The following is a 22,761-nucleotide window of genomic DNA, read 5'->3' as shown; positions in this document are numbered from 1 at the left end:
GGCTCAGCCCGAGCGGCTCAGCCCAAGCCGCTCAGCCCGAGCGGCTCAGCCCGAGCGGCTCAGCCCGAGCGGCTCCACCCGAGCGGCTCAGCCCAAGCGGCTCCACCCGACGGCGCAACCCCGCGGCGCGACCCCGTGGCCCCGAACGCCCCCCTCAGCCCCCCCGCTCTCACTTCCGCTTACGGCGCTTGAACAGCAGCTTCGGCAGGCCCGCCGGTGCCGGTCTGCGGGTCGTGGCCGGGGTGGGGACGGGGGACTCTGCCAGGTTGCCGGCCGGCACCGGTGTCACCGCCCCCGTCGGCACCAGGCGGAGCACCCGGCACTCGCGGGCCCAGCGGGCCGGCATCTCCTCGCCGTCGGGCGCGTTCAGCCGCTTGCCCTTCAGCTCGGCGACGGCCGCCTCCCACTCCGCGGAGCCGGAAGCCAGCTGGGCCACGGTCACCGGAAACGTCACCAGCCGGCCGCCCTTGTCCTTGCTGCGCACGCTCACCTCGGCGGAGCCGCCGTCGGCCAGCCCCTCCAGCGGCTGCTCACCGGGACCGTCACCGACCACGCACACCGCGCCCTCGTGCCACACGTGCCACAGCGCACGCGCGGCCGGCGCACCGGCGCCCCTGACCCAGATCAGGCCGGACTTCTTCGAGGCCTCCTCGATGAGGGCCCGGTCGAGCAGCTCGCTTGTCATGCGCCCCAGCCTATCCAGGCCGGACCGGGCCGCTCACAGCCAGCCGTTGCGCTTCAGGGTGCGGTGGATGCCCAGGCAGATGACCCCGGTGACGGCCATGATCACCGGGTAGCCGAACCGCCAGTGCGTCTCCGGCATGTAGTCGAAGTTCATGCCGTACACCCCGCACACCATCGTCGGTACGGCGATGATCGCGGCCCAGGACGTGATCTTGCGCATGTCCTCGTTCTGCGCGACGGACGCCTGGGCGAGGTTGGCCTGGAGGATGGAGTTGAGGAGCTCGTCGAAGCCCAGCACCTGCTCCTGGACCCGGGCGAGGTGGTCGGCGACGTCCCGGAAGTACTTCTGGATGTCGGGGTCGATCAGCCGCATCGGCCGCTCGCTCAGCAGCTGCATCGGCCGCAACAGGGGAGCCACCGCGCGCTTGAACTCCAGGACCTCACGCTTGAGTTGGTAGATCCGTGCCGAGTCGACACCACGCGACACGCCACCCTTGCGGCCGGGCGAGAAGACCTCGGTCTCCACCTCGTCGATGTCGTCCTGCACCGCGTCGGCGACCGCGATGTAGCCGTCCACGACATGGTCGGCGATGGCGTGCAGCACGGCCGAGGGGCCCTTGGCCAGCAGCTCCGGGTCGTCCTGGAGCCGGTGCCGCAGCGCCCTGAGCGAGCCCTGGCCGCCGTGCCGGACCGTGATGAAGAAGTCCCGGCCGGTGAAGCACATGACCTCGCCGGTCTCGACGACCTCGCTGTTGGCGGTGAGCCGGTCGTGCTCGACGTAGTGGATGGTCTTGAAGACGGTGAACAGCGAGTCGTCGTACCGCTCCAGCTTGGGCCGCTGGTGGGCCTGCACCGCGTCCTCGACGGCCAGCGGGTGGAGCCCGAACTCGCTCGCGATACCGGCGAATTCGGCCTCGGTCGGCTCGTGCAGCCCGATCCACACGAAGCCGCCGTCACGGCGCACCAGGCGCATCGCCTCGTGCGGGCTCAGCGGCTTGTCGCTCGCCACGCGGGCGCCGTCGCGGTAGACGGCGCAGTCCACGACGGCCGAGGGGGTGCCGGGGGCGCGCGTGGTGTCGTAGGTGAGGCCGGCGTCCTTGCGCAGCGAGACACGGGACGACGGGCGGACCACGGCGCGCAGGTCGCGGATCATCGACATGGGCAGGCTCCTTCGCGGGCGGGCAGCGAGAGCGCGCGCGGCGACGGGTGGAACTACCCGGAATGGGGACGTCCGGCAAGGGCCTCCCGGCCCTTCGGGCGAGGGAAGGATGTTTGGCCCGTCCACAAAGCGGGGAGCACCGCACCGTCGCGGTGGCGACTTCGCTACTGATGCAGAACTGATTCAGGTCAGACAGATCAGGCAAAGCGAAACGAAGTGCTCTTCCGAGGACGACGCGAAACGACGACGCGAAAGGGAAGGCGGCGGCCAGCCGGTAACTACATCAGCAGCCGGAAGAGCGAGTGGTACTGCACGGTCGACTTCGATCCATGACAGCCCCACCTCCTCCGGCCGGTCCCTCGTAAGGGAGTCTCATCGGCGTCGGGACTCGATAGCGACGCTTCTGCGTGCTGTCCCGAACCACCGGCTCAGCGTAGCAGCCGCCCGCTGTGTCAAGGCGCCGCTTTGCCCGCTACTGACGAGTTCTATGCTCACCGCATGGTTGATGTTCTTCCTCTGGTCGAGGCACGGTTGAACACCGCGCTGGGCGAACCGGACGCCCGCGCCGCGGTCACCTTCCTCGGCACGGACCGCATCGAGGTGCTCCGGTTCCAGGAGGGGGACGTCGTCCGGTACGCCACCCTCGGCATGTCCCAGCACCCGATGGCCGACCCCACGGCGTTGCTGGCCGACCCCGTCAAGGGTCCCCGCGCCGAGCTGGTCCTGTCCGTCCGCGCGGGCCTGGCCGACACCGACAAGGTGCTCCGCCCGCTCGCCGTCCTGGCCGCGTCCCCGCAGGTGGAGGGCCTGGTGGTGACCCCCGGTGCCTCGCTGGAGGTGGGTGAGCCGCTGTGGCCCGGCGCCCCCTTCACCTCGGTCCTGGTGGGCGAGCCGGGTGGACTCGTGGAGGACCTGGAGCTGGACGCCCCGATGGACCCCGTACGGTTCCTGCCGCTGCTGCCGATGACCCCGAACGAGGCCGCCTGGAAGCGGGTGCACGGTGCTCAGGCCCTCCAGGAGCGCTGGCTCACCCAGGGGACGGACCTGAGGGACCCCGCCCGCAGATCCGTCCGGCTGGACTGACGCCCGGGTGACCGATCTCACCAACACAAGGCCGGATCCGGTCAGTTGACGAAGACGGCGAGCAGCACGCCCCAGGCGGAGAGCACGGCGCCCGACCGGTACGGCGTCATGTCCAGCACTTCTCCAACTGCACGTACTTCACCGTGCCGGCCTTCACGCCGTTCGTGTGCGAGGTGAAGAGCAGGGACACCTGACTGGCGGTGGCGTGCAGGCCCTGCGCGATCGACGGCGGGATCGGGTCGACCAGGCAGACGCCCGTGAAGGCGACGACGGAGGCGCCGGCCGTGGCCAGACCGCCTTGGGCTGCCGCAGGATGCCGTGGACTCCCGCGTCGAAGGGGTCCATGTGCTTCTCGCGTCCCCACGGGATAGTTGGGATATGCACATAGTAAGTTAGCGCACCTAATTAATGCTGACGCAACTATCCGGGGTGTGTCCGGCTGGTACGGCATATGGTCGGGTCTTCCGTCCGGACGGGTGATCGTCCTTGACGTGGGCGGGCAGGGGTAGGACCGTGGAGCCCTATGAGGGGCGAACCCAGTTGCCCGAGGTGTGGTGGCCGGGTCAGGGCTCCCGGCCTCTTCGCCGATGCGTGGCAGTGCGATGTGCACGGCACGGTGTATCCGTTGCAGCCCGTGATCCCGCCCAGCGTCGAGGCGCTCAACGTCGTGGTGCACCGCACCCAGGTGCCGGTGTGGATGCCGTGGCCGCTGCCGGTCGGCTGGCTGTTCACGGGTGTGGCCTACGCCGGGGACGACCGCAGCGGAGGCCGGGCGACCGCCGTGGCCTGCTCGGGTCCCGGGCCGCTCGGCGGGCCGGGGGAGATGATCCTGATCGCCGAGGAACTGGGCGTCGGGCTCGGCGCGTACTACGCCGGCATCGACGGCCCGGACCCGGGGTCGTACATGAACGTGGAGAAGCCGCCGCAGGCCAAGGTGCTGGCCGCGGGCCGCCCCACCCCGCTCTGGCACGTCTTCCGCACCCCCGACGACCGGGCCGTCTTCGCCGGAGAGGCGCTCGGCATGTGGCTGTGGGCGGTGATGTGGCCCGAGCAGTCCGGGCTGCTCATGTACGACGAGCTGGTGCTGACCGACCTGCGGGACGCGGGGGCGGAGATAGATCTGGTGCCCTGCGGGGCGTTGTCGCCGCGCCTGCTCCGGCCGTAGCGCCCACCGGGGTGCCGGGTTCTGTTGCGTGGGCGGCTGCGGGTCGTCTGTGGTTCCTCGCGCCCCTCGGGTTGGCTGCCGTAGGGGGTGCTCAGCGGTTGCGGGTGTGACAGTGGGGCTTGGAAACACCGCTATCCTTAGGTGTCCCCTTTCCTTCCGTCACCGCCTGGAGTCGCCGTGCGCATCGATCTGCACTGTCACTCCACGGCTTCCGACGGTACGGACACCCCGGCCGAGCTGGTGCGGCGTGCGGCCGCGGCCGGACTGGACGTCGTCGCGCTGACCGACCACGACACCACCCGCGGGTACGCCGAGGCGATCGCCGCGCTGCCCGAGGGGCTCTCCCTGGTCACCGGTGCCGAGCTGTCCTGTCGGATCGACGGCATCTCGATGCACATGCTGGCCTACCTCTTCGACCCCGAGGAGCCCACCCTGCTCGCCGAGCGCGAGCTGGTCCGGGACGACCGGGTGCCGCGGGCCCAGGGCATGGTCGCCAAGCTGAACGCGCTGGGCGTGCCGGTCACCTGGCAGCAGGTCGAGCGGATCGCCGCCGGCGGTTCCGTCGGGCGTCCGCATGTCGCGACCGCGCTGGTCGAGCTGGGTGTCGTGCCGACGGTGAGCGACGCGTTCACCGAGGACTGGCTGGCCGACGGCGGGCGGGCCTTCGTGGAGAAGCACGAGACCGACCCCTTCGAGGCGATCCGGCTGGTCAAGGCCGCGGGCGGGGTCTGTGTGTTCGCGCACCCGGCCGCCGCCAAGCGTGGCCGGACCGTGCCGGAGTCCAGGATCGCGGAGTTGGCCGAGGCCGGTCTGGACGGCATCGAGGTGGACCACATGGACCACGACCTCGACGCCCGGAACCGGCTGCGGGGACTGGCGAAGGAGCTGGGGCTGCTGGTCACGGGCTCCTCGGACTACCACGGCAGCCGCAAGACCGTGGCGCTGGGCGCGTACACGACCGACCCCGAGGTGTACGGGGAGATCACCCGCCGGGCGACGGGCGCGTTCCCGGTGCCGGGCACCGGCGGAGCCTGAGGCCCCCCAGGGGCCGACGCGCCGCACCACCTCACGCCCGTACTTCCTCACCCCGCAAGGCTTGTACTACCCCCATGTTCGACATCGCCGTCTTCGGCTCTCTGTTTCTGACCCTTTTTGTCATCATGGATCCCCCTGGGATCACCCCGATCTTCCTCGCCCTGACCGCCGGACGGCCCGGCAAGGTGCAGAAGCGGATGGCCTTCCAGGCCGTCTGTGTGGCGGGCGGGGTCATCGCCGTCTTCGGCGTCCTGGGCCACCAGATCCTCGACTACCTGCACGTGTCCGTGCCCGCGCTGATGATCGCGGGCGGGCTGCTGCTCCTGCTGATCGCGCTGGACCTGCTCACCGGCAAGACCGACGAGCCGAAGCAGACCAAGGACGTGAACGTGGCGCTCGTGCCGCTCGGCATGCCGCTGCTCGCGGGGCCCGGTGCGATCGTGTCCGTGATCCTGGCCGTGCAGAAGGCCGACAGCGTGGCCACGCAGGTCTCGGTGTGGTCCGCGATCCTCGCGATCCACGTTGTGCTGTGGCTGGTGATGCGCTACTCGCTGCTGATCATCCGGATCATCAAGGACGGCGGTGTCGTCCTCGTGACACGGCTCGCGGGCATGATGCTCTCCGCGATCGCCGTGCAGCAGATCATCAACGGGGTCACTCAGGTGATCCGGGGGAGCTGAGCCTCGTCGGCTCGGCTCCCCCGGAAAGCTTGAGTGGCGGATGCCCGCGTAGGTGTTACGAGGCCGAGGTGTCGGCCGGACGGATCCACAGGCGCTGTCCGATGGCGGCGGCCTGCTGCACGATCCGGTTGACGGAGGCGGCGTCCACGACGGTGGTGTCCACGGTGGTGCCGTCGACCTCGTCGAGTCGCATGATCTCGAAGCGCATGGGCTTCTCCCTTCGTCTGGTGATCCTCCTGGAGGAGAACTACTTGCTGTGACGTCCGGTGTATCCGGTGTCGTAGATAGTCAACCCGGTCTTTGTTACAAACATTCCCTACGCTAAAGAAAATTTTCGAACGACTAATTACCGACCGGTAAGCGATCGTGGGGGAACCGACCGGGACCGGTTGTGTTCGCACCGTGACCAGCCGGACAATGAAGGCGATGAACGACGACCTTGCCGCCCTCGGCGCCCGCATCGACCGTACGAACGAGCTGCTGGAACGCATGCTCGCCGAGGTGGCGAAGACGCCCTCGACCCACGCGATCTTCGTCGACGCGGGCTATCTGTACGCGGCCGCCGGCCGGCTGGTCGCCGGAACCGAGGACCGCCGGGCCTTCGACCTCGACGCCGAGGGCCTGATCGACGCGCTGATCGACAAGGCCCGCTCGATCTTCGCGGACAGCCGGCTGCTGCGCGTGTACTGGTACGACGGCGCCCGGCGCCGCATCCACACCGCCGAGCAGCAGTCCATCGCCGAACTGCCCGACGTCAAGGTCCGCCTCGGCAACCTCAACTCCAACAACCAGCAGAAGGGCGTCGATTCCCTGATCCGGACGGACCTGGAATCACTGGCCCGCCACCGCGCGATCAGCGACGCGGCCCTGCTCGGCGGGGACGAGGACCTGGTCTCGGCGGTCGAGGCGGCCCAGGGCTACGGCGCTCGCGTCCACCTCTGGGGCATCGAGGCGCCCGAGGGCCGCAACCAGGCCGAGCCGCTGCTCTGGGAGGTCGACAGCCAGCGCACGTTCGACCTGGAGTTCTTCAAGCCGTACGTCACCCGGCGCACGACCGCCGCGTACGAGGCCACGGCCGGCACCCGCCCCACCCGCGAGGACGTGCGCTTCGTCGGCGCCCAGATCGCGGCGAAGTGGCTCGCGTCCCGGGGCCGCGAAGCGCTGGTCGAACTGTTCCCCGGCCACCCCTACCTGCCCGGCTCCGTCGACCAGGACCTGCTGGTCGAGGCCGAGGACCTGCTCCAGTACTCCCTGCGCGGCCAGGCGGACCTGCGGCGCGTGCTCAGGGACGGGTTCTGGGAGCATCTGCACGCGCAGTACTAGGGCGTCGTCCTAGAGGGTGCTCGGACTCTCGTCCCAGAAGTCGGCGAGCGCGCGCGCCGTCTCCAGGGGGCGGTCGGTGTTGGGGGAGTGCTCGGCGCCGTCGACGACCGTCCGCCGCGCCTTCAGCCGTATCGCCATGTCGTCCAGCAGCGGCAGCGGCCAGGTGTCGTCCTGCGAGCCCGACAGGACGTGGAACGGCAGTGGCAGGGCCGCGAGTTCGGCGACCCGGTCCGGTTCCGTACACAACTGGCGGCCGGTGGCGAGAAGTTGGGCCGGCTTGGTGGCCAGCCAGCGGCGCCGCAGGTCGTCCCGGTCGTCGAGCCCCTCGTCCAGCGCGGGCGCATCGGTCTCCTCCGGCGGCTCCATCGCCTGCATCGCGTGCCACACCTCGGCCATGGTCAGCACCGCGAGCGCGTCCCGGAGCAGCTTCACGCGCTCCCGCTGGGACGCCGAGATCTGGGCCGGCCCGGAGGCCATCAGGGTGAGGGACAGGAAGGGCGAGTGGTCGAGCAGTACGGCCGCGCGCGAGATCTGCCCGCCGAGGGAGTGCCCCAGCAGATGCACGGGGCCGCCGAGCGCCTCCGCCTGCGCGAGCACGTCCCGCGCCAACTCCTCCTGCGCGTAGGCGGACTCGTCCCTCGCCGGTCCGTCCGACTCGAACTGTCCCCGCCCGTCCACGGCCACGGTCCGGTATCCGCGCTCCGCGAGCGGCACGTGCAGCGGATTGAAGTCCTCCTTGCTGCCGGTGAACCCCGGCAGCAGCAGCGCGACACCCCTGGACTCGACACCGACGGCCACGGGAGCGTCGACCACGGCGAACTCACCACGCGCCGTCCGGAGGGAGTACGCGCGGGCGCCCGGAGGCGGGACGAAGGTGGCGGGCCTGCTCATGGGGAGAGGCTATCGGGCGGGGGTGGGGGCGGGCGCCGGGTGGGTGTCGGGGTGGTGGGGGGAGCTGGGTGGGGGTGTGTGGTGGCGGGGGTGCGCGCGGCGGTTGGGCCGGGGTGGCGTGTGTGGGTGGTGGTTGGGCGCGGGTGCCGGGTTCGGTGGTGTGGGCGGCGGGCGCGCGGGGCGGGCGCGGGGGCGGTGGGGCGCGGGTTACGGGTGGAGACGCCGATGGCCGGGTCCACTGTCGTGAACCCGGCCATCGGACCGGCTTACTCTGCCGCCGCGATGGCCGGGTCCACTGTCGTGAACCCGGCCATCGGATCGGCTTACTCTGCCGCCGCGCACGCGGCGCCGGGTCAGGCCTCGGGGGCCCTCCACGGACGCCGCGGCCTGGCGCCGGGTCAGGCCTCGGCGGCCTCCACGGACGCCGTGGCCTTGCGGGTCCGGCGCGGCTTGGGCGTCGTCTCGGCGCCCTCACCGGCCGCCTCGGCGACGGACACCGTCGCCTTGCGGGTCCGGCGCCGCGGCTTGACCTCCGGCTCCTCGGTGGCCTGCGCCGGAATCTCCGGAGCAGCCGCCTCGGCAACGGCCTTGCGGGTCCGTCGCGCCTTCGGAGCGGCGACCTCGTCCGCGCCGGCCGCTTCCACGGCGGCGGCGGTCTTACGGGTCCGGCGCGGCTTGGCCTCGGCCTCGCCCTCGGTGGCCTCCGGCGCGACGGCCGCGGTCTTGCGGGTCCGGCGGGGCTTGGCCTCGGCGGCCTCCGCGGTGTCCACGGCGGCCGCCGCGGTCTTCCGGGTGCGGCGGGGCTTGGTCTCGGCCTCGGCCTCGGGGGCGTCGGTCGGGGTCGGCTCCGCTGCCTTGCGGGTGCGGCGACGCGGCGTGGCCTCGGCCTCGGCCGTGTCCACGGCGGCGGCTGCCGTCTTGCGGGTGCGGCGCGGCTTGGCTTCCGTGCCCTCGGCGGTGTCCACGGCGGCCTCGGCGGCGGCCGCGGTCTTGCGGGTGCGGCGCGGCTTGGCTTCCGTGTTCTCGGCGGTCTCCGCGGCGGCCGCGGTCTTCCGCGTCCGGCGCGGCTTGGCCTCGGCGGCCTCCGCCGTGTCCAGCGCCGCCTCCGCCTGGGCGGTCGGCTCGGCCGTCTTCCGCGTGCGGCGGCGCGGCTTGGCCTCCGCGGCCGGCGCGGCCTCGGGCGCTGCCACCTCGCCGGCGGCGATCGCGGGCTCGGCGGCCGGGGCCTCGGCCACGGTGGGCGCGGGTGCCGGAGCAGGCGCCACCACGGGCTCGGTCACCGGCTCGGTCACGGACTCGGCCACCGGCGCCTCCGCCGTCGCCGACTTCCGCGTGCGGCGCCGGCGCGGCTTCTCCGGGGTGTCCGGGGTGGCCGCGGTGTCCAGGACGGCCGGGCCCTCCACCGTGTCCGCCGTCGCGACAGCGGCCTCGTCGGTCACCGCGGCGACCGTCACCGGCTGCTCCGCCGGCGCTCCGCCGCGCGTACGGCGACGGCGGCGCGGGGTGCGGGTCGCCACCGGGGACTCCTCGGGGCCGGCGGTCTCGGCGACCGACGCGGCGGGGGCGGCGGGGGCGGCGTCCAGCGGCGCTCCGCCGCGCGTACGGCGGCGCCGGCGCGGCGTACGGTCCGGACGCTCCCGCTCGGCCGGGGCCGACTCGGCACGGCCACCACGGCCACCGCGGTCACCACGATCGCCGCGGCCACGGCCACGCGCGCCCCGACCGCCGGTCTCGCCCAGGTCCTCCAGCTCCTCCGCGTCCAGACCGGCACGGGTCCGCTCGGAGCGCGGCAGGATGCCCTTCGTGCCCGCGGGAATGCCGAGGTCGGAGAACAGGTGCGGGGAGCTCGAGTACGTCTCCACCGGGTCGTTGAAGTCCAGCTCCAGCGCCTTGTTGATCAGCTGCCAGCGCGGGATGTCGTCCCAGTCGACGAACGTGATCGCCGTACCCTTGGCGCCCGCGCGGCCCGTGCGGCCGACCCGGTGGAGGTACGTCTTCTCGTCCTCGGGGGACTGGTAGTTGATGACGTGGGTCACGCCCTCGACGTCGATGCCGCGCGCGGCGACGTCGGTGCAGACGAGGACGTCGACCTTGCCGTTGCGGAAGGCCCGCAGGGCCTGCTCGCGGGCGCCCTGCCCCAGGTCGCCGTGGACGGCACCCGAGGCGAAACCGCGCTGCTGGAGCTGCTCGGCGATGTCGGCCGCCGTCCGCTTCGTGCGGCAGAAGATCATCGCGAGTCCGCGGCCCTCGGCCTGGAGGATGCGGGCGACCATCTCCGGCTTGTCCATGTTGTGCGCGCGGTAGACGAACTGCTTGATGTTCGCGACCGTGGCGCCCTCGTCGTCCGGCGCGGTGGCGCGGATGTGCGTGGGCCGGGACATGTAGCGGCGCGCGAGGCCGATGACCGCGCCCGGCATGGTCGCCGAGAACAGCATGGTCTGGCGCTTGGCCGGCAGCATGTCGATGATCTTCTCGACGTCGGGCAGGAAGCCCAGGTCGAGCATCTCGTCGGCCTCGTCGAGGACCAGGCACTTGACGTGCTTCAGGTTCAGCTTCTTCTGGCCCGCGAGGTCGAGCAGCCGGCCCGGGGTGCCGACGACCACGTCGACGCCCTTCTTCAGGGCCTCGACCTGGGGTTCGTAGGCCCGGCCGCCGTAGATCGCCAGCACCCGCACGTTACGGACCTTGCCGGCCGTCAGCAGGTCGTTCGTGACCTGGGTGCACAGCTCGCGGGTGGGGACGACCACGAGCGCCTGCGGGGCGTCGGTGAGGGCCTCGGGGGCGGCGCGTCCGGCCTCGACGTCGGCGGGGACGGTGACGCGCTCGAGGAGCGGGAGGCCGAAGCCCAGCGTCTTGCCGGTGCCGGTCTTGGCCTGGCCGATGACGTCCGTGCCCGAGAGGGCGACGGGAAGCGTCATCTCCTGGATGGGGAAGGGAGTGATGATGCCGACGGCCTCCAGGGCCTCGGCGGTCTCGGGAAGGATTCCGAGGTCTCGAAACGTCGTAGTCAGGGTTATGCCTCTTCTGTGTGCGCGGTGCGAGGCGAGCGCGGGGGGTCATGACTGACCGTGCCGGGGACGTCGGCTGCCATACGGAAAGCCGCTCGGGCAAGCCGTAGGACACGGGACCTCTGCCGACGCTCTAGCGCTCGTACCGCTGAGGGTGTCCCTCCTGCCGTCGTACGATCACTGCCGTACGGCCTTGGAGGGCTGTCGGGTCGGAGCCGATCGGGCCACCGACCGGGCATCCTCATGCGTGCAGCCTGTCGGGACACGTCGAACACCGTCGACGCACTCAGCAGGCGCAATACCACTGTACCCCGGATTCGCGCACATGCGATGGCCGAATCGGTCACGTAGTCGTCGTCACAGTGGTTGATCAGGGGCTTCGGAGGCACGACAAGCGGGCTATTGTGCGCCTCATGACTAGCTCTGACAAGCCTGAGAACGCCTCCGCCGAACCCGCCGCACCCACCGGCGTCGCCGCCCGGGACTGGGCGCAGGCGTCTGCCGACCCGCAGTACCGCGCCGCCGTCGTGGACCTGCTCGGCGCGCTCGCGTACGGGGAACTCGCTGCGTTCGAGCGGCTCGCGGAGGACGCCAAGCTGGCGCCGACCCTGGCGGACAAGGCGGAGCTGGCGAAGATGGCCTCGGCCGAGTTCCACCACTTCGAGCGGCTGCGGGACCGGCTGACCGAGATCGGCGAGGAGCCGACGGCGGCGATGGACCCGTTCGTCGCCGCGCTCGACGGCTTCCACCGGCAGACCGCGCCCTCGGACTGGCTGGAGGGCCTGGTCAAGGCGTACGTCGGCGACTCGATCGCGAGCGACTTCTACCGTGAGGTCGCCGCCCGGCTCGACTCCGACACGCGCGAGCTGGTGCTCGCGGTGCTCGACGACACCGGGCACGCCGGGTTCGCGGTGGAGAAGGTGCGGGCCGCCATCGACGCAGATCCGCGCGTCGGGGGCAGGCTGGCGCTGTGGGCGCGGCGACTGATGGGCGAGGCGCTGTCGCAGTCCCAGCGGGTGGTCGCCGAGCGGGACGCGCTGTCCACGATGCTCGTGGGGGGCGTGGCCGACGGGTTCGATCTCGCGGAGGTCGGGAGGATGTTCTCGCGGATCACCGAGGCGCACACCAAGCGGATGGCTGCGCTGGGCCTCGCGGCCTGAGAGCCGTTGCGCCTTGTGGGAGCTGGTCGGGGTGCTTCTCGCGGCTGGGGGTGCGTTGAGGACGCTCGCGCGGTTCCCCGCGCCCCTCGGGCGGCTCGGCTTCGCCGTCGCCGCCCCGACTCCCTACGGCCCTTACGCCGTTGCTGATCGTCGGCGCAGGCGGCCCGCGGGGCGGAGCAGCAGGGACAGGGACGCCACTCCGATGATCAGGGCGCCCAGGAGGCTCAGCAGGGCGGTGCCGGGGCCCAGGGCGGTGTGGGTGACGAAGTCGCCGAAGAGGGCTCCGGCGACGCCTGTCGAGTACACGAGCGGGCGGGCCGGCAGCCGGTGGGCGAAACGGTGGGCCGCCGCCCAGGCGAGGATCAGACCGAGCACGGCGGAGCCGAGTGCTTCCAGGATCATGTCGGGGGTCCCTCCCACGGCCGGTCTGGCTCGACGGTCGTAGCCCGTCATACCCGTGACCTGCGGTTTGCAATCCTCCGCTGTGGAGGAGCTGTGCTCCCTATGTGAGCACACCGCATACGGAAGGGCCCGGCGGCACACGGCCGCCGGGCCCTTCTCGTGATGTCGGCTAGAGCGCGCCGAACCCCACCTTGCGCACGGTCGGCTCGCCGATCTCCACGTACGCCAGACGGTCCGTCGGCACCAGGACCTTGCGGCCCTTCTCGTCCTGAAGGCTCAGCAGCCCCGTCTTGCCGGCCAGCGCCTCGGCCACCACGCGCTCGACCTCCTCGACGCTCTGACCGCTCTCCAGAACGATCTCGCGGGGCGCGTGCTGCACGCCGATCTTGACCTCCACGGCTATGTCCCTCCGACGGTCAGTGATGTGCGCGATCTCCGCGCCGTACTCCGCACACATTAGCCCGGTGAGGGGACGTACACGCTGCGAGCCGGAACGCCAGGAGCGAACACCCCGCGGGAATGAACTGAACCGGCCGTCAGTGCTGCTCGCTGCCGTGCAGCGGGAAACCGGCGATGCCCCGCCAGGCCAGCGAGGTCAGCAGCTGCACCGCCTGGTCGCGCGGGACGCTGCGGTCGCTGTGCAGCCAGGAGCGGGCGACCACCTGGGCGAGGCCGCCGAGACCGGAGGCGAGCAGCATCGACTCCGCGCGCGAGAGGCCGGTGTCCTCGGCGATGACGTCGCAGATCGCCTCGGCGCACTCGGTGGTGACCTTGTCCACGCGCTCGCGCACCGCGGGCTCGTTCGTCAGGTCCGACTCGAAGACCAGCCGGAAGGCTCCGCCGTCGTCCTCCACGTACGCGAAGTAGGCGTCCATGGTCGCCCGGACGCGCTGCTTGTTGTCGGTCGTCGAGGCCAGTGCGCCGCGCACGGCCTGGATCAGCGACTCGCAGTGCTGGTCCAGCAGGGCCAGGTAGAGGTCGAGCTTGCCCGGGAAGTGCTGGTAGAGCACCGGCTTGCTCACGCCGGCCCGCTCGGCGATGTCGTCCATGGCCGCCGCGTGGTAGCCCTGCGCGACGAACACCTCCTGAGCTGCGCCCAGCAGCTGGTTCCGCCGGGCGCGGCGCGGCAGACGGGTGCCACGCGGGCGTACCGCCTCAGTTTGCTCGATGGCTGTCACGCCGCCTCCCAAAGTCGTCCACGTGCGGTGTCGGCCGCGCGGCCATCGTACTTTTCGGTAACCGTGGTGTGCGCGGTGCGAGCGCAGAATTTCACGTACCGGACGACGGCGAAAGCCGTGCGGCCGCCCTGCTGCGGCCGGCCGGGTCCCGCGAGGACCGGCGAGGTCAGCGGTAGTCGTCCTCGTCGAGCGCGACCACGCGTGCCTGTTCGATGAGATCGGCCTCGTTCCCCCGGTCCGGGTCCACGTCCGTCAGGGGGTCGTCGCGGTCCGGCGAGATGTCCGCGTGCTGCTCGGCCGCGTCCACCTCGGGCGCCTCGACATCGATCTCCGAGACCGTGTCGGCCTCCAGATCCTCGATGTCCTCGATCGCGTCGGGGTCTGAGGGGTCATAGGCCATGGTGGGCTCCCTTCCTACGAACGTCCCTGGAAACAGCAGGGGCCACATGCGGGTGCCCTCTGTATGAGCCTAGGAGACAGCTGATCCGGACGCCATGCCGTCAGGTCCGTTCGCTGTCCGGTTCCCCGGCCGTGCACGGTTCAGCCTGTGACGGCGAACACACGAACCCCGGCGTGATCACCTCGTAACATTGCCGCATGTCTTCGACCGAGTCGCCGTCCGTACCGGCCGCCAGTGTGCTCCCCAGGGTGGCGCCCGTCCGGGTCGGCGAGGGTGAGCGGCTGCGGTCCGTGGGTCTGCCCGGGGTCACCCTGTCGATCCGTTCCCGGCGCCCGGCGCGCGAGGGCCTGCCGCCCGCGCTGTACGTCCACGGGCTCGGCGGTTCCTCGCAGAACTGGTCGTCGCTCATGGCCGAGCTGGAGGGCGTCGTCGACAGCGAGGCGGTCGATCTGCCGGGCTTCGGCGACTCGCCGCCCCCGGACGACGGCGATTACTCCGTCACCGGGCACGCGCGCGCGGTGATCCGTTGTCTGGACGCGGCCGGCCGTGGCCCGGTGCACCTGTTCGGCAACTCGCTCGGCGGCGCGGTCGCCACACGCGTGGCCGCCGTACGCCCCGACCTCGTCCGCACGCTCACCCTCGTCTCGCCCGCCCTGCCCGAACTGCGGGTGCAGCGCAGCGCGGTGCCGACCGGGCTGCTCGGTGTGCCCGGCATCGCCGCCCTGTTCACCCGGCTCACCAGGGAGTGGACGGCCGAGCAGCGGGTGCGCGGGGTCATGGCGCTCTGCTACGGCGACCCCACGCGGGTCTCGCCGGAGGCGTTCCGGCACGCAGTGGAGGAGCTGGAGCGGCGGCAGCAGCTGCCGTACTTCTGGGACGCGATGGGCCGCTCCGCGCGCGGGATCGTCAACGCCTACACGCTCGGCGGACAGCACGGGCTGTGGCGCCAAGCCGAGCGGGTGCTGGCCCCCACCCTGCTGATCTACGGAGGCCGGGACCAGCTGGTCGGCTTCCGCATGGCCCGCAAGGCCGCCCGCGCCTTCCGCGACTCGCGTCTGCTGTCCCTGCCGGACGCCGGGCATGTGGCGATGATGGAGTACCCGGACGTGGTGGCCGGTGCGTTCCGGGAGCTCCTGGCGCAGACGGCCGGCTCCGCCGAGGGCGCCCGTTCCACCGAGGGCGTCGTCACGGGCGCGGGGAGCTGAGGTCCGGAGTGGGACGCCACAGCCGCCGCGGACCGGCCCCGAAGAAGGACTCCGCGGACATACCAGCAGCGAGGCGGGGGGACCAGCGGGGCACGCGCTCCGACGGCCAGGGCGGCGACGCGCCCCGTGTGCCGGAGGGTACGACGGGGCGGGGCGTGCCCGGGTTCGCCGACGGCACGCCGGCACAGGGGTCGCCGAGGCCGGCTGACGGTACTCCCGCGCACGGTGTGCCGAGGTTCTCCGACGGGACGCCGGCACGCGGTGTGCCGAGGCCGGCCGACGGGGCGCCGGCGCGCGGGACGCCGAGGGCGGCCGATGGCACTCCCGCGCGCGGGGTGTCAGATTCCCGGGAGGGGACGGCCGCGCGGGGCGGGCATCCCGAGCAGCGGGAAGCCGGCGGCGGCTGGGGCGAGTTCCCGGGCCGGGCGGGCGGTGCCGGCGGTCCCGGTGCGGCGGTGCCGCGGCAGCGCCAGGCGCCGGGCGGTCCGGGACGCCGCCGCGGCCCCCGGCAGGAGTACCTCGACGCCTTCGACGGCGCCGGTGCCGACGCCCAGGGCACCGAGGACACCGAGGGCATCGAGGACATCGACGTCTTCGCGGCCGGTGCGGGCCGGGCGCGCGGTACCGGCCGGCCGCCGGGCGCGGCACCGGGCGCCGTTCCGGGCACGTCCACGGTCGCGGCGGACGGCGCAGCCGTGCCGGCACAGCGCGGCGGGGGCAAGGGCTGGGCTTTCACCGGCATCGCGGCGGCCGCCGTCACCACCGTGCTCGCGGTGGTCGTCGCCGGACAGGTGGCCGAGGGACAGCACGACGACGCCGTACAGTCGCAGTCCGCCACCGGCCAGGTCCACGACGCGCGGCCCTCCGGCGAGCCCACGCCGGCCGCCGTGCCGAGCGCGGTGGCGCTGACGTACGACCAGAAGATGGCCAAGAAGTACCCGCTCGGCGCCGCACTGAAGGGCTCGGGGAAGTTCGACGCCGTGCCCGGTCTCGACAAGGCGCCCGGCACCGGTCAGAAGTACCGGTACCGCGTCGACGTCGAGCAGGGACTGGGGCTGGACGGCGCGCTGTTCGCCGAGGCTGTGCAGAAGACCCTGAACGACGGCCGTAGTTGGGCACACGGCGGCGCCCGTACCTTCGAGCGCATCTCCTCCGGCAAGCCCGACTTCGTGATCACGCTGGCCAGCCCCGGCACCACCGCCACGTGGTGCGCCAAGTCCGGCCTGGACACCACCGAGGACAACGTCTCCTGCGACTCGGCCGCGACCGACCGCGTCATGATCAATGCGTACCGGTGGGCTCAAGGCAGCAAGACCTACGGTGACGCGATCCATGCGTACCGGCAGATGTTGATCAACCATGAGGTCGGCCACCGGCTCGGCCACGGGCACGTCACCTGCCAGAAGGACGGGGAGCTGGCGCCCGTCATGCAGCAGCAGACCAAATTCCTTGACCACGACGGAATCCACTGTCGACCCAATCCATGGCCATACCCCGGTCGTTGACAGAGTCCACTTATGTCACATTGACATGAGCCGTGAGTTCGTACATATTTCTGCGCATGTGGTCTAGTCATGCCGTCCGTGCGAGCGCCGCCATCGAGCTGGCGCTCATCGGTGTGACCGCTCTCTGCGTGGCCGACATCCACTGTCGCTGACGCCGCCTCCCCGGCGTTCGCGTCGCGACCCTTTTCGCTCTTCCGTCCGTGACTGTGTCACGGATTTTTCGACGACCCGACGCCGGGGCCGACGTCTGTCCGCAGTCGTCTCACTCCTCGTCCACATGTCTCATCCATCGAGAAACCCTCGATCGACACCGACACATCACCCCGAGAGGTCGTCATTCCGATGCGTCAACCGTCCGTCATAGCGCGCCGTGTGGCAGCGGCATCCGTCAGCCTGGTCGTGGCAGCGGGCGCCGCCGCCTGCGGCCCGGAGGACAGCGATGCCAAGGGCTCCGGTGGCGACTCCGCGCCCCACAAGGGCGGCACGCTCACGGTCCTGAACTCCGAGCCGCAGACCGACTTCGACCCGGCGCGCCTGTACACCTCCGGCGGCGGAAACGTTCCCTCGCTCGTCTTCCGCACCCTCACCACGCGCAACCGCGAGAACGGCGCGGCCGGCGCCCAGGTCGTCCCGGACCTCGCCACCGACACCGGGCGCCCCAACAAGGACGCCACCGTGTGGACGTACACGTTGAAGAAGGGCCTCACGTACGAGGACGGCACGCCGATCACCTCGGCCGACGTCAAGTACGGCATCGAGCGCTCCTTCGCCCCCGAACTCTCCGGTGGCGCCCCCTACTTGCGCGACTGGCTGGTCGGTGCCGCCGACTACCAGGGGCCGTACAAGGACAAGAAGGGCCTGTCCGCGATCGAGACGCCGGACGCCCGGACCCTCGTCTTCCACCTGAACAAGCCCGAGGGCGAGTTCCCGTACCTCGCCACGCAGACGCAGTTCGCCCCGGTGCCCAAGAGCAAGGACACGGGCACCAAGTACGAGTCGCACCCGGTCTCGTCCGGCCCCTACAAGGTCGTCGAGAACGAGAACGACGGCGAGCACCTCGTCCTGGAGCGCAACACCCACTGGTCGGCGGCGACGGACGCCGAGCGCAAGGCCTACCCGGACCGGATCGACGTCCGCTCCGGCCTCGACTCCTCGGTGATCAACCAGCGGATCTCCACGTCTCAGGGGGCGGACGCCGCCGCCGTCACCACGGACACCAACCTCGGCCCGGCCGAACTCGCCAAGGTGACCGGTGACAAGGAGCTGGCCGCGCGGGTGGGCACCGGCCACTTCGGCTACACGGACTACATCGCCTTCAACCCGACCGTGAAGCCGTTCGACAACCCCAAGGTGCGCCAGGCGATCGCGTACGCCATCGACCGGTCGTCCGTGGTCAACGCGGCCGGCGGCAGCGCCCTCGCCGAGCCGGCCACCACCTTCCTGCCGAACCAGAAGTCCTTCGGCCACACGCCGTACGACCCGTTCCCGGCGGGCAAGTCCGGCAACCCGGCGAAGGCCGGGGAGCTGCTCGCCCAGGCCGGTCACAAGAACGGGCTCACCATCACGCTGACCCACTCCAACAACAAGGACTTCGAGACCAGCCCGGAGATCGCCACCGCCATCCAGGACGCGCTCAAGAAGGCCGGCATCACGGTCAAGCTCCAGGGCCTGGAGGACAACGACTACCGGGACAAGATCCACAGTGTGAAGTCCGAGCCGGGCTTCTTCCTCGCCCACTGGGGTGCCGACTGGCCCTCCGGCGGTCCCTTCCTCGCCCCCATCTTCGACGGCCGGCAGATCGTCAAGGATGGAGCGAACTTCAACACGGGCCTGCTCAATGACAAGTCGGTCAATGACGAGATTGACGCGATCAACAAGTTGACCGACCTTGACGCCGCCGCCCGGCGATGGGGTGCACTGGACAAGAAGATCGGCGGAAAGGCACTCGTCGTGCCGCTGTTCCACCCGGTCTACAAGCGCCTGTACGGCTCGGACGTCAAGAACATCGTCATCAGTGACTGGACCGGCGTGCTGGACATCTCCCAGGTCGCGGTGAAGTAGCGCCGTGAGCGAAGCACTTGCCGCCGTCGAGACCGCCGGGACGGGCAGCACCGTCCCGGCGGTCTCGGGGGCACATCAGTTCTGGCGGCGGCTGCGGGCGCAGCGCGCCGCCCTGGTCGCCGCGGCCGTCGTCGCGCTGCTCGTCCTGGTCGCGCTCGCCGCGCCGCTGCTCGTCGCCCTGGAGGGCCAGGACCCCACCACCTACCACCCCACTCTGATCGACTCCGCGCGCGGGGGCGTGCCCATCGGCTCCCTCGGCGGCATCAGCGCCGACCACTGGCTGGGTGTCGAACCGCAGACCGGACGCGACATGTTCGCCCGGCTGGCCTACGGAGCGCAGGTTTCCCTGGGCGTGTCGCTGGGCGCCACGCTGGTGCAGATCCTCCTCGGCGTCGCCATGGGCGTGGCCGCCGGACTGGGCAACCGCTGGGTCGACCTGGTCCTGAGCCGCGTCACCGACATCTTCGTCTCGATGCCGCTGATGATCATGGCGCTCGCGCTGCTGGCCATCGTGCCGAGCGGCTTCCCGCGGCCCGTCCTCGTCGCACTGATCATCTCCCTGGTCTCCGGCTGGAGCACGATGGCGAAGATGGTGCGGGCGCAGACCCTCGCCCTCAAGCACCTCGACTACGTCTCCGCGTCCCGGCTCAGCGGCTGGAGCACCTGGCGGACCGCCGTACGCGAGCTGCTCCCGGGCCTGGCCGCGCCGGTCATCACCTACGCCGCGCTGCTGGTCCCCTCGAACATCAGCGCCGAGGCGGCCCTGTCCTTCCTCGGCGTCGGCGTCAAGCCGCCCACCCCCTCGTGGGGGCAGATGCTCACCTCCGCCGACGTCTGGTACCAGGCGGCCCCGCAGTACCTGCTGCTGCCCGCCCTCGCCCTGTTCGTGACCGTGTTCGCGATGACCGTCCTCGGCGACGGCGTCCGCGTGGCCCTCGACCCGCGCGCGGCCTCGCGCCTGCGCATCGGCACCGGCCGCAAGCGCGAGGCCCGCGCGCAGGCGGCCGTACCGCACCAGGCGACCCGCGCGGAGACGGCCGCGCCGAGGAACGCCCCGAGCGCCGCGCCGGACGCCGCAGCGTGCATCGCGCCGGACGCCGCAGCGGGCGCCGCACCGACCGCCGCACCGAAGAAGGAGGAGCGCGCGTGAACGGCTTCGCCGGATTCGTGCTGCGCCGGGTCATCGGTGCCGTGGTCACCCTGTTCGTGCTCTCGGTGATCATCTACGTCGTCTTCTACGTCACCCCCGGCAACGTCGCCCAGATCACCTGCGGCCCGCGCTGCTCCCCGGCCCAGGTCCACCAGGTGGCCCAGCAGCTCCACCTCGACGACCCGCTGTACGTGCGTTACTGGCACTTCCTGCAGGGGCTCTTCGTGGGCCAGGACTTCTCGACCGGCACCGCCGTGGAGCACTGCTCGGCACCCTGCCTCGGCCAGTCGTACCAGACCGGCCGGCAGGTCACCGACATCATCCTGACCAAGCTGCCGGTGAGCTTCTCCTTGGTGCTCGGCGCGATGGTGATCTGGCTGCTGCTCGGCATCGGCACCGGCGTGCTGTCCGCATGGCGGCGCGGCCGGCTCTCCGAGCGCGTCCTGACCGCGATCACCCTGGCGGGCACGGCCACCCCCGTCTTCGTCATCGGACTGATCCTGATGATCGTCGTCTGCGGCGAACTCCAGCTGCTGCCCTTCCCGCAGTACGTGCATTTCACCGACGATCCCGAACAGTGGGCGTGGAACCTGCTGCTGCCCTGGCTCTCCCTCGCCCTCATCGAGGCGGCCAACTTCGCCCGGCTGACCCGGGCGTCGATGCTGGAGACGCTGGCCGAGGACCACATCCGTACGTTCCGCGCCTATGGCGTCGGCGAGCGGGCGGTGATCGCCCGGCACGCGCTGCGCGGCGCGACGGCGTCCGTCATCGCGCTCAACGCGGTCACCTTCGGCTCCGCCATCGGCGGCGCCGTCCTCACCGAGACCCTCTTCGGCCTGCCCGGCATCGGCCAGGAACTGGTGCACGCGGTGAAGGTCGTCGACCTGCCGGTGGTCGTCGGCATGGTCCTGGTCACCGGCTTCTTCGTGGTCCTCGCCAACGCCGTCGCGGACGTGCTGTACGCGGTGGCCGACCGACGGGTGGTGCTCACATGAGCCTGGTGGAAGTGGCGGACATGAGCCTGGTGGAAGTGACCGACCTGACCGTCGAGTTCGGCGCCCTGCGCGCCGTCGACGGGCTCTCCTTCAGCCTGGCCGAGGGCGCCGCCCTGGCCCTGGTCGGCGAGTCCGGCTCGGGCAAGTCCACGGTCGCGAGCGCTCTGCTGGGCCTGCACCGGGGCACCGGGGCGAGGGTCGGCGGCTCGGTCCGGGTGGCCGGCACCGACGTCCAGACGGCCTCCGACGAGGAACTGCGCCGGCTGCGCGGCGCCAAGGCCGCCATGGTCTTCCAGGACCCGCTGTCCTCGCTCGACCCGTACTACGCGATCGGCGACCAGATCGCGGAGGTGTACCGCGTCCACACGCGCGTGTCGCGCCGCGCCGCACGCGCGCGTGCCGTCGAGGTGCTGGACCGCGTCGGCATCCCGGACGCGGCACGCCGGTCCCGGTCCCGCCCGCACGAGTTCAGCGGCGGCATGCGCCAGCGCGCGCTCATCGCCATGGCTCTCGCCTGCGAGCCGGACCTGCTGATCGCCGACGAGCCGACCACCGCCCTCGACGTCACCGTGCAGGCCCAGATCCTCGACCTGCTGCACACGTTGCGCGAGGAGACCGGCATGGGTCTCCTGCTCGTCACCCACGACGTGGGCGTGGCCGCCGAGAGCGTGGACGACGTCCTCGTCATGCGGCACGGCAGGGCCGTCGAGCGCGGCCCCGTCGGCGCGGTGCTCGCCGCGCCCGCCGAGGCGTACACCCGCGAGCTGCTCGACGCCGTCCCGCGCGTGGACGCCCGCAGGACCGGTTCCCCGGCCACCGAGGAGGTCGTGCTGGAGGCCACCGGCGTGCGGCGCGAGTTCGGGCGCGGCAAGCGGGCGCTCGCGGCCGTGGACGACGTCTCGGTGACTGTACGGCGCGGGGAGACCCTCGGCGTGGTCGGTGAGAGCGGCAGCGGCAAGACCACGCTCGGCCGCATGCTCGTGGGGCTGCTGGAGCCGACCGCCGGCGAGATCCGCTACGAGGGCCGCCCGCACACCGGCGTGAACCCGGCCGTCCAGATGGTCTTCCAGGACCCCGTCTCCTCCCTCAACCCCCGCCGCAGCGTGGGTGAGTCCATCGCCGACCCGCTCCGCGCGCGGGGGGTGGGGGTCCCCCGGCGCGAGCGAAGCCGAGGGTGGGGGAGGGATGAGGAGCGCATCCGGGGGCGCGTGACGGAGCTGCTGGAGCGCGTGGGGCTCGACGGGGCGCACTACGACCGCTACCCGCACGAGTTCAGCGGCGGACAGCGCCAGCGCATCGGCATCGCGCGGGCGCTCGCCGCCGAGCCGCGCGCCATCGTCTGCGACGAGCCGGTCTCCGCGCTGGACGTCACCACGCAGGCCCAGGTGGTCGCCCTGCTCGGCGAGCTCCAGCGGGAACTCGGCCTCGCGCTGGTCTTCATCGCGCACGACCTCGCGGTCGTCCGCCAGGTCAGCGACCGGGTCGCGGTGATGCGGCGCGGCCGGCTCGTCGAGTACGGGCCCGCCGACGAGGTGTACGACAGCCCGCGCGAGCCGTACACCAAGCAGCTCCTGGCCGCCGTGCCCGCGCTCGACCCGGAGCTGACGGCCCGGCGACGCGCCGCCCGGCGTGAACCGGTGGCGTAGCGCCCGGCGCAGGTCCCGTGCCCGCGTGGCG

General features: G+C 71.8%; 22 protein-coding genes and 1 pseudogene. 13 read left to right on the top strand and 10 right to left on the bottom strand.

Annotation, left to right across the window (positions count from 1 at the left end; all coding sequences use genetic code 11):
* Positions 1-169: 169 nt before the first annotated feature.
* Both ACZ7DL_RS00845 and ACZ7DL_RS00840 read right to left on the bottom strand, forming a co-directional pair.
* The gene (locus ACZ7DL_RS00845; protein ID WP_470770334.1) at positions 170-685 is read right to left on the bottom strand and encodes a hypothetical protein; all 516 of its coding nucleotides are present in this window, start codon (positions 683-685) and stop codon (positions 170-172) included.
* 33 nt (positions 686-718) lie between these two features.
* Complete coding sequence (locus tag ACZ7DL_RS00840) at positions 719-1,843, bottom strand: magnesium and cobalt transport protein CorA (RefSeq protein ID WP_470770332.1); 1,125 nt, start codon at positions 1,841-1,843, stop codon at positions 719-721.
* 498 nt (positions 1,844-2,341) lie between these two features.
* On the opposite strand from ACZ7DL_RS00840, the gene ACZ7DL_RS00835 reads away from it, so the two are divergent.
* Positions 2,342-2,926, top strand: a complete 585-nt coding sequence (locus ACZ7DL_RS00835; protein ID WP_470770331.1) for a suppressor of fused domain protein — start codon at positions 2,342-2,344, stop codon at positions 2,924-2,926.
* 166 nt (positions 2,927-3,092) lie between these two features.
* Here the strand turns inward: ACZ7DL_RS00835 and ACZ7DL_RS00830 are convergent.
* Positions 3,093-3,271: pseudogene (locus ACZ7DL_RS00830) on the bottom strand (MFS transporter); the annotation flags it as partial.
* A 178-nt stretch (positions 3,272-3,449) separates the two neighbouring features.
* Between ACZ7DL_RS00830 and ACZ7DL_RS00825 the strand changes: the two are divergent.
* The 3 genes from ACZ7DL_RS00825 to ACZ7DL_RS00815 all read left to right on the top strand — a co-directional run bounded on the left by ACZ7DL_RS00825 (position 3,450) and on the right by ACZ7DL_RS00815 (position 5,806).
* The gene (locus ACZ7DL_RS00825) at positions 3,450-4,091 is read left to right on the top strand and encodes a DUF6758 family protein (protein ID WP_470770329.1); all 642 of its coding nucleotides are present in this window, start codon (positions 3,450-3,452) and stop codon (positions 4,089-4,091) included.
* A 177-nt stretch (positions 4,092-4,268) separates the two neighbouring features.
* Positions 4,269-5,126 carry a PHP domain-containing protein gene (locus ACZ7DL_RS00820; protein ID WP_470770328.1) on the top strand — a complete coding sequence of 286 codons (858 nt, stop codon included), beginning with the start codon at positions 4,269-4,271 and terminating at the stop codon, positions 5,124-5,126.
* A 74-nt stretch (positions 5,127-5,200) separates the two neighbouring features.
* On the top strand, positions 5,201-5,806 hold the full coding sequence (locus ACZ7DL_RS00815; RefSeq protein ID WP_470770327.1) for a MarC family protein: 606 nt from the start codon (positions 5,201-5,203) through the stop codon (positions 5,804-5,806).
* Positions 5,807-5,861: 55 nt separating this feature from the next.
* Here the strand turns inward: ACZ7DL_RS00815 and ACZ7DL_RS00810 are convergent, their stop codons facing one another.
* Entirely contained in the window at positions 5,862-6,014 is a 153-nt protein-coding gene (locus ACZ7DL_RS00810; RefSeq protein WP_470770326.1) for a hypothetical protein, read from the bottom strand.
* Positions 6,015-6,223: 209 nt separating this feature from the next.
* On the opposite strand from ACZ7DL_RS00810, the gene ACZ7DL_RS00805 reads away from it, so the two are divergent.
* Positions 6,224-7,129 carry an NYN domain-containing protein gene (locus ACZ7DL_RS00805; protein ID WP_470771168.1) on the top strand — a complete coding sequence of 302 codons (906 nt, stop codon included), beginning with the start codon at positions 6,224-6,226 and terminating at the stop codon, positions 7,127-7,129.
* Positions 7,130-7,138: 9 nt separating this feature from the next.
* Here the strand turns inward: ACZ7DL_RS00805 and ACZ7DL_RS00800 are convergent, their stop codons facing one another.
* Complete coding sequence (locus ACZ7DL_RS00800; protein ID WP_470770325.1) at positions 7,139-8,020, bottom strand: alpha/beta fold hydrolase; 882 nt, start codon at positions 8,018-8,020, stop codon at positions 7,139-7,141.
* A 398-nt stretch (positions 8,021-8,418) separates the two neighbouring features.
* Positions 8,419-10,938, bottom strand: a complete 2,520-nt coding sequence (locus ACZ7DL_RS00795; protein WP_470770324.1) for a DEAD/DEAH box helicase — start codon at positions 10,936-10,938, stop codon at positions 8,419-8,421.
* Positions 10,939-11,441: 503 nt separating this feature from the next.
* Between ACZ7DL_RS00795 and ACZ7DL_RS00790 the strand changes: the two genes are divergently transcribed.
* Positions 11,442-12,188: a ferritin-like fold-containing protein gene (locus tag ACZ7DL_RS00790; RefSeq protein ID WP_470770323.1), complete on the top strand. Its 747-nt coding sequence runs from the start codon at positions 11,442-11,444 to the stop codon at positions 12,186-12,188.
* Positions 12,189-12,320: 132 nt separating this feature from the next.
* On the opposite strand, the gene ACZ7DL_RS00785 is transcribed toward ACZ7DL_RS00790, so the two are convergent.
* The 4 genes from ACZ7DL_RS00785 to ACZ7DL_RS00770 form a co-directional block, all read right to left on the bottom strand.
* Positions 12,321-12,590 (bottom strand): hypothetical protein, encoded by a 270-nt coding sequence (locus tag ACZ7DL_RS00785; protein WP_470770322.1) that lies wholly within the window; start codon positions 12,588-12,590, stop codon positions 12,321-12,323.
* A gap of 169 nt (positions 12,591-12,759) precedes the next feature.
* The gene (locus ACZ7DL_RS00780) at positions 12,760-12,987 is read right to left on the bottom strand and encodes a DUF3107 domain-containing protein (protein WP_030649699.1); all 228 of its coding nucleotides are present in this window, start codon (positions 12,985-12,987) and stop codon (positions 12,760-12,762) included.
* Between the two features lie 139 nt (positions 12,988-13,126).
* A complete protein-coding gene (locus tag ACZ7DL_RS00775; RefSeq protein WP_470770321.1) occupies positions 13,127-13,768 on the bottom strand; it encodes a TetR/AcrR family transcriptional regulator in 642 nt (213 codons plus the stop codon).
* Between the two features lie 166 nt (positions 13,769-13,934).
* The gene (locus ACZ7DL_RS00770) at positions 13,935-14,168 is read right to left on the bottom strand and encodes a hypothetical protein (protein WP_470770320.1); all 234 of its coding nucleotides are present in this window, start codon (positions 14,166-14,168) and stop codon (positions 13,935-13,937) included.
* A 197-nt stretch (positions 14,169-14,365) separates the two neighbouring features.
* Between ACZ7DL_RS00770 and ACZ7DL_RS00765 the strand changes: the two genes are divergently transcribed.
* The 7 genes from ACZ7DL_RS00765 to ACZ7DL_RS00735 all read left to right on the top strand — a co-directional run bounded on the left by ACZ7DL_RS00765 (position 14,366) and on the right by ACZ7DL_RS00735 (position 22,730).
* A complete protein-coding gene (locus tag ACZ7DL_RS00765) occupies positions 14,366-15,373 on the top strand; it encodes an alpha/beta fold hydrolase (protein ID WP_470770319.1) in 1,008 nt (335 codons plus the stop codon).
* A gap of 8 nt (positions 15,374-15,381) precedes the next feature.
* Entirely contained in the window at positions 15,382-16,878 is a 1,497-nt protein-coding gene (locus ACZ7DL_RS00760; protein WP_470770318.1) for a DUF3152 domain-containing protein, read from the top strand.
* Positions 16,879-16,934: 56 nt separating this feature from the next.
* Positions 16,935-17,030, top strand: a complete 96-nt coding sequence (locus tag ACZ7DL_RS00755; protein WP_353051285.1) for an Ms4533A family Cys-rich leader peptide — start codon at positions 16,935-16,937, stop codon at positions 17,028-17,030.
* A 190-nt stretch (positions 17,031-17,220) separates the two neighbouring features.
* Positions 17,221-18,939, top strand: a complete 1,719-nt coding sequence (locus ACZ7DL_RS00750; protein WP_470770317.1) for an ABC transporter substrate-binding protein — start codon at positions 17,221-17,223, stop codon at positions 18,937-18,939.
* Positions 18,940-18,943: 4 nt separating this feature from the next.
* Complete coding sequence (locus ACZ7DL_RS00745; protein WP_470770316.1) at positions 18,944-20,089, top strand: ABC transporter permease; 1,146 nt, start codon at positions 18,944-18,946, stop codon at positions 20,087-20,089.
* Complete coding sequence (locus tag ACZ7DL_RS00740) at positions 20,086-21,084, top strand: ABC transporter permease (protein ID WP_470770314.1); 999 nt, start codon at positions 20,086-20,088, stop codon at positions 21,082-21,084. The genes ACZ7DL_RS00745 and ACZ7DL_RS00740 overlap by 4 nt, the downstream gene beginning before the upstream one ends.
* A complete protein-coding gene (locus tag ACZ7DL_RS00735) occupies positions 21,081-22,730 on the top strand; it encodes a dipeptide ABC transporter ATP-binding protein (protein WP_470770312.1) in 1,650 nt (549 codons plus the stop codon). The genes ACZ7DL_RS00740 and ACZ7DL_RS00735 overlap by 4 nt, the downstream gene beginning before the upstream one ends.
* The last annotated feature ends 31 nt before the right edge of the window (positions 22,731-22,761 follow it).

The sequence above is a fragment of the Streptomyces sp. NPDC036984 genome (genome assembly GCF_055607665.1).
This window is presented reverse-complemented; position numbering and strand designations above follow the sequence as displayed.

Excerpts from the sequence above, each read along its gene's own strand:
- ACZ7DL_RS00735 (WP_470770312.1), top strand. The coding sequence starts at position 21,081 with ATGAGCCTGGTGGAAGTGGCGGACATGAGCCTGGTGGAAGTGACCGAC.
- ACZ7DL_RS00825 (WP_470770329.1), top strand. The coding sequence starts at position 3,450 with ATGAGGGGCGAACCCAGTTGCCCGAGGTGTGGTGGCCGGGTCAGGGCT.
- ACZ7DL_RS00750 (WP_470770317.1), top strand. The coding sequence starts at position 17,221 with ATGCGTCAACCGTCCGTCATAGCGCGCCGTGTGGCAGCGGCATCCGTC.
- ACZ7DL_RS00810 (WP_470770326.1), bottom strand. The coding sequence starts at position 6,014 with ATGCGCTTCGAGATCATGCGACTCGACGAGGTCGACGGCACCACCGTG.
- ACZ7DL_RS00755 (WP_353051285.1), top strand. The coding sequence starts at position 16,935 with ATGTGGTCTAGTCATGCCGTCCGTGCGAGCGCCGCCATCGAGCTGGCG.
- ACZ7DL_RS00800 (WP_470770325.1), bottom strand. The coding sequence starts at position 8,020 with ATGAGCAGGCCCGCCACCTTCGTCCCGCCTCCGGGCGCCCGCGCGTAC.
- ACZ7DL_RS00790 (WP_470770323.1), top strand. The coding sequence starts at position 11,442 with ATGACTAGCTCTGACAAGCCTGAGAACGCCTCCGCCGAACCCGCCGCA.
- ACZ7DL_RS00770 (WP_470770320.1), bottom strand. The coding sequence starts at position 14,168 with ATGGCCTATGACCCCTCAGACCCCGACGCGATCGAGGACATCGAGGAT.
- ACZ7DL_RS00840 (WP_470770332.1), bottom strand. The coding sequence starts at position 1,843 with ATGTCGATGATCCGCGACCTGCGCGCCGTGGTCCGCCCGTCGTCCCGT.
- ACZ7DL_RS00835 (WP_470770331.1), top strand. The coding sequence starts at position 2,342 with ATGGTTGATGTTCTTCCTCTGGTCGAGGCACGGTTGAACACCGCGCTG.
- ACZ7DL_RS00795 (WP_470770324.1), bottom strand. The coding sequence starts at position 10,938 with ATGACGCTTCCCGTCGCCCTCTCGGGCACGGACGTCATCGGCCAGGCC.
- ACZ7DL_RS00815 (WP_470770327.1), top strand. The coding sequence starts at position 5,201 with ATGTTCGACATCGCCGTCTTCGGCTCTCTGTTTCTGACCCTTTTTGTC.
- ACZ7DL_RS00785 (WP_470770322.1), bottom strand. The coding sequence starts at position 12,590 with ATGATCCTGGAAGCACTCGGCTCCGCCGTGCTCGGTCTGATCCTCGCC.
- ACZ7DL_RS00805 (WP_470771168.1), top strand. The coding sequence starts at position 6,224 with ATGAAGGCGATGAACGACGACCTTGCCGCCCTCGGCGCCCGCATCGAC.
- ACZ7DL_RS00765 (WP_470770319.1), top strand. The coding sequence starts at position 14,366 with ATGTCTTCGACCGAGTCGCCGTCCGTACCGGCCGCCAGTGTGCTCCCC.
- ACZ7DL_RS00845 (WP_470770334.1), bottom strand. The coding sequence starts at position 685 with ATGACAAGCGAGCTGCTCGACCGGGCCCTCATCGAGGAGGCCTCGAAG.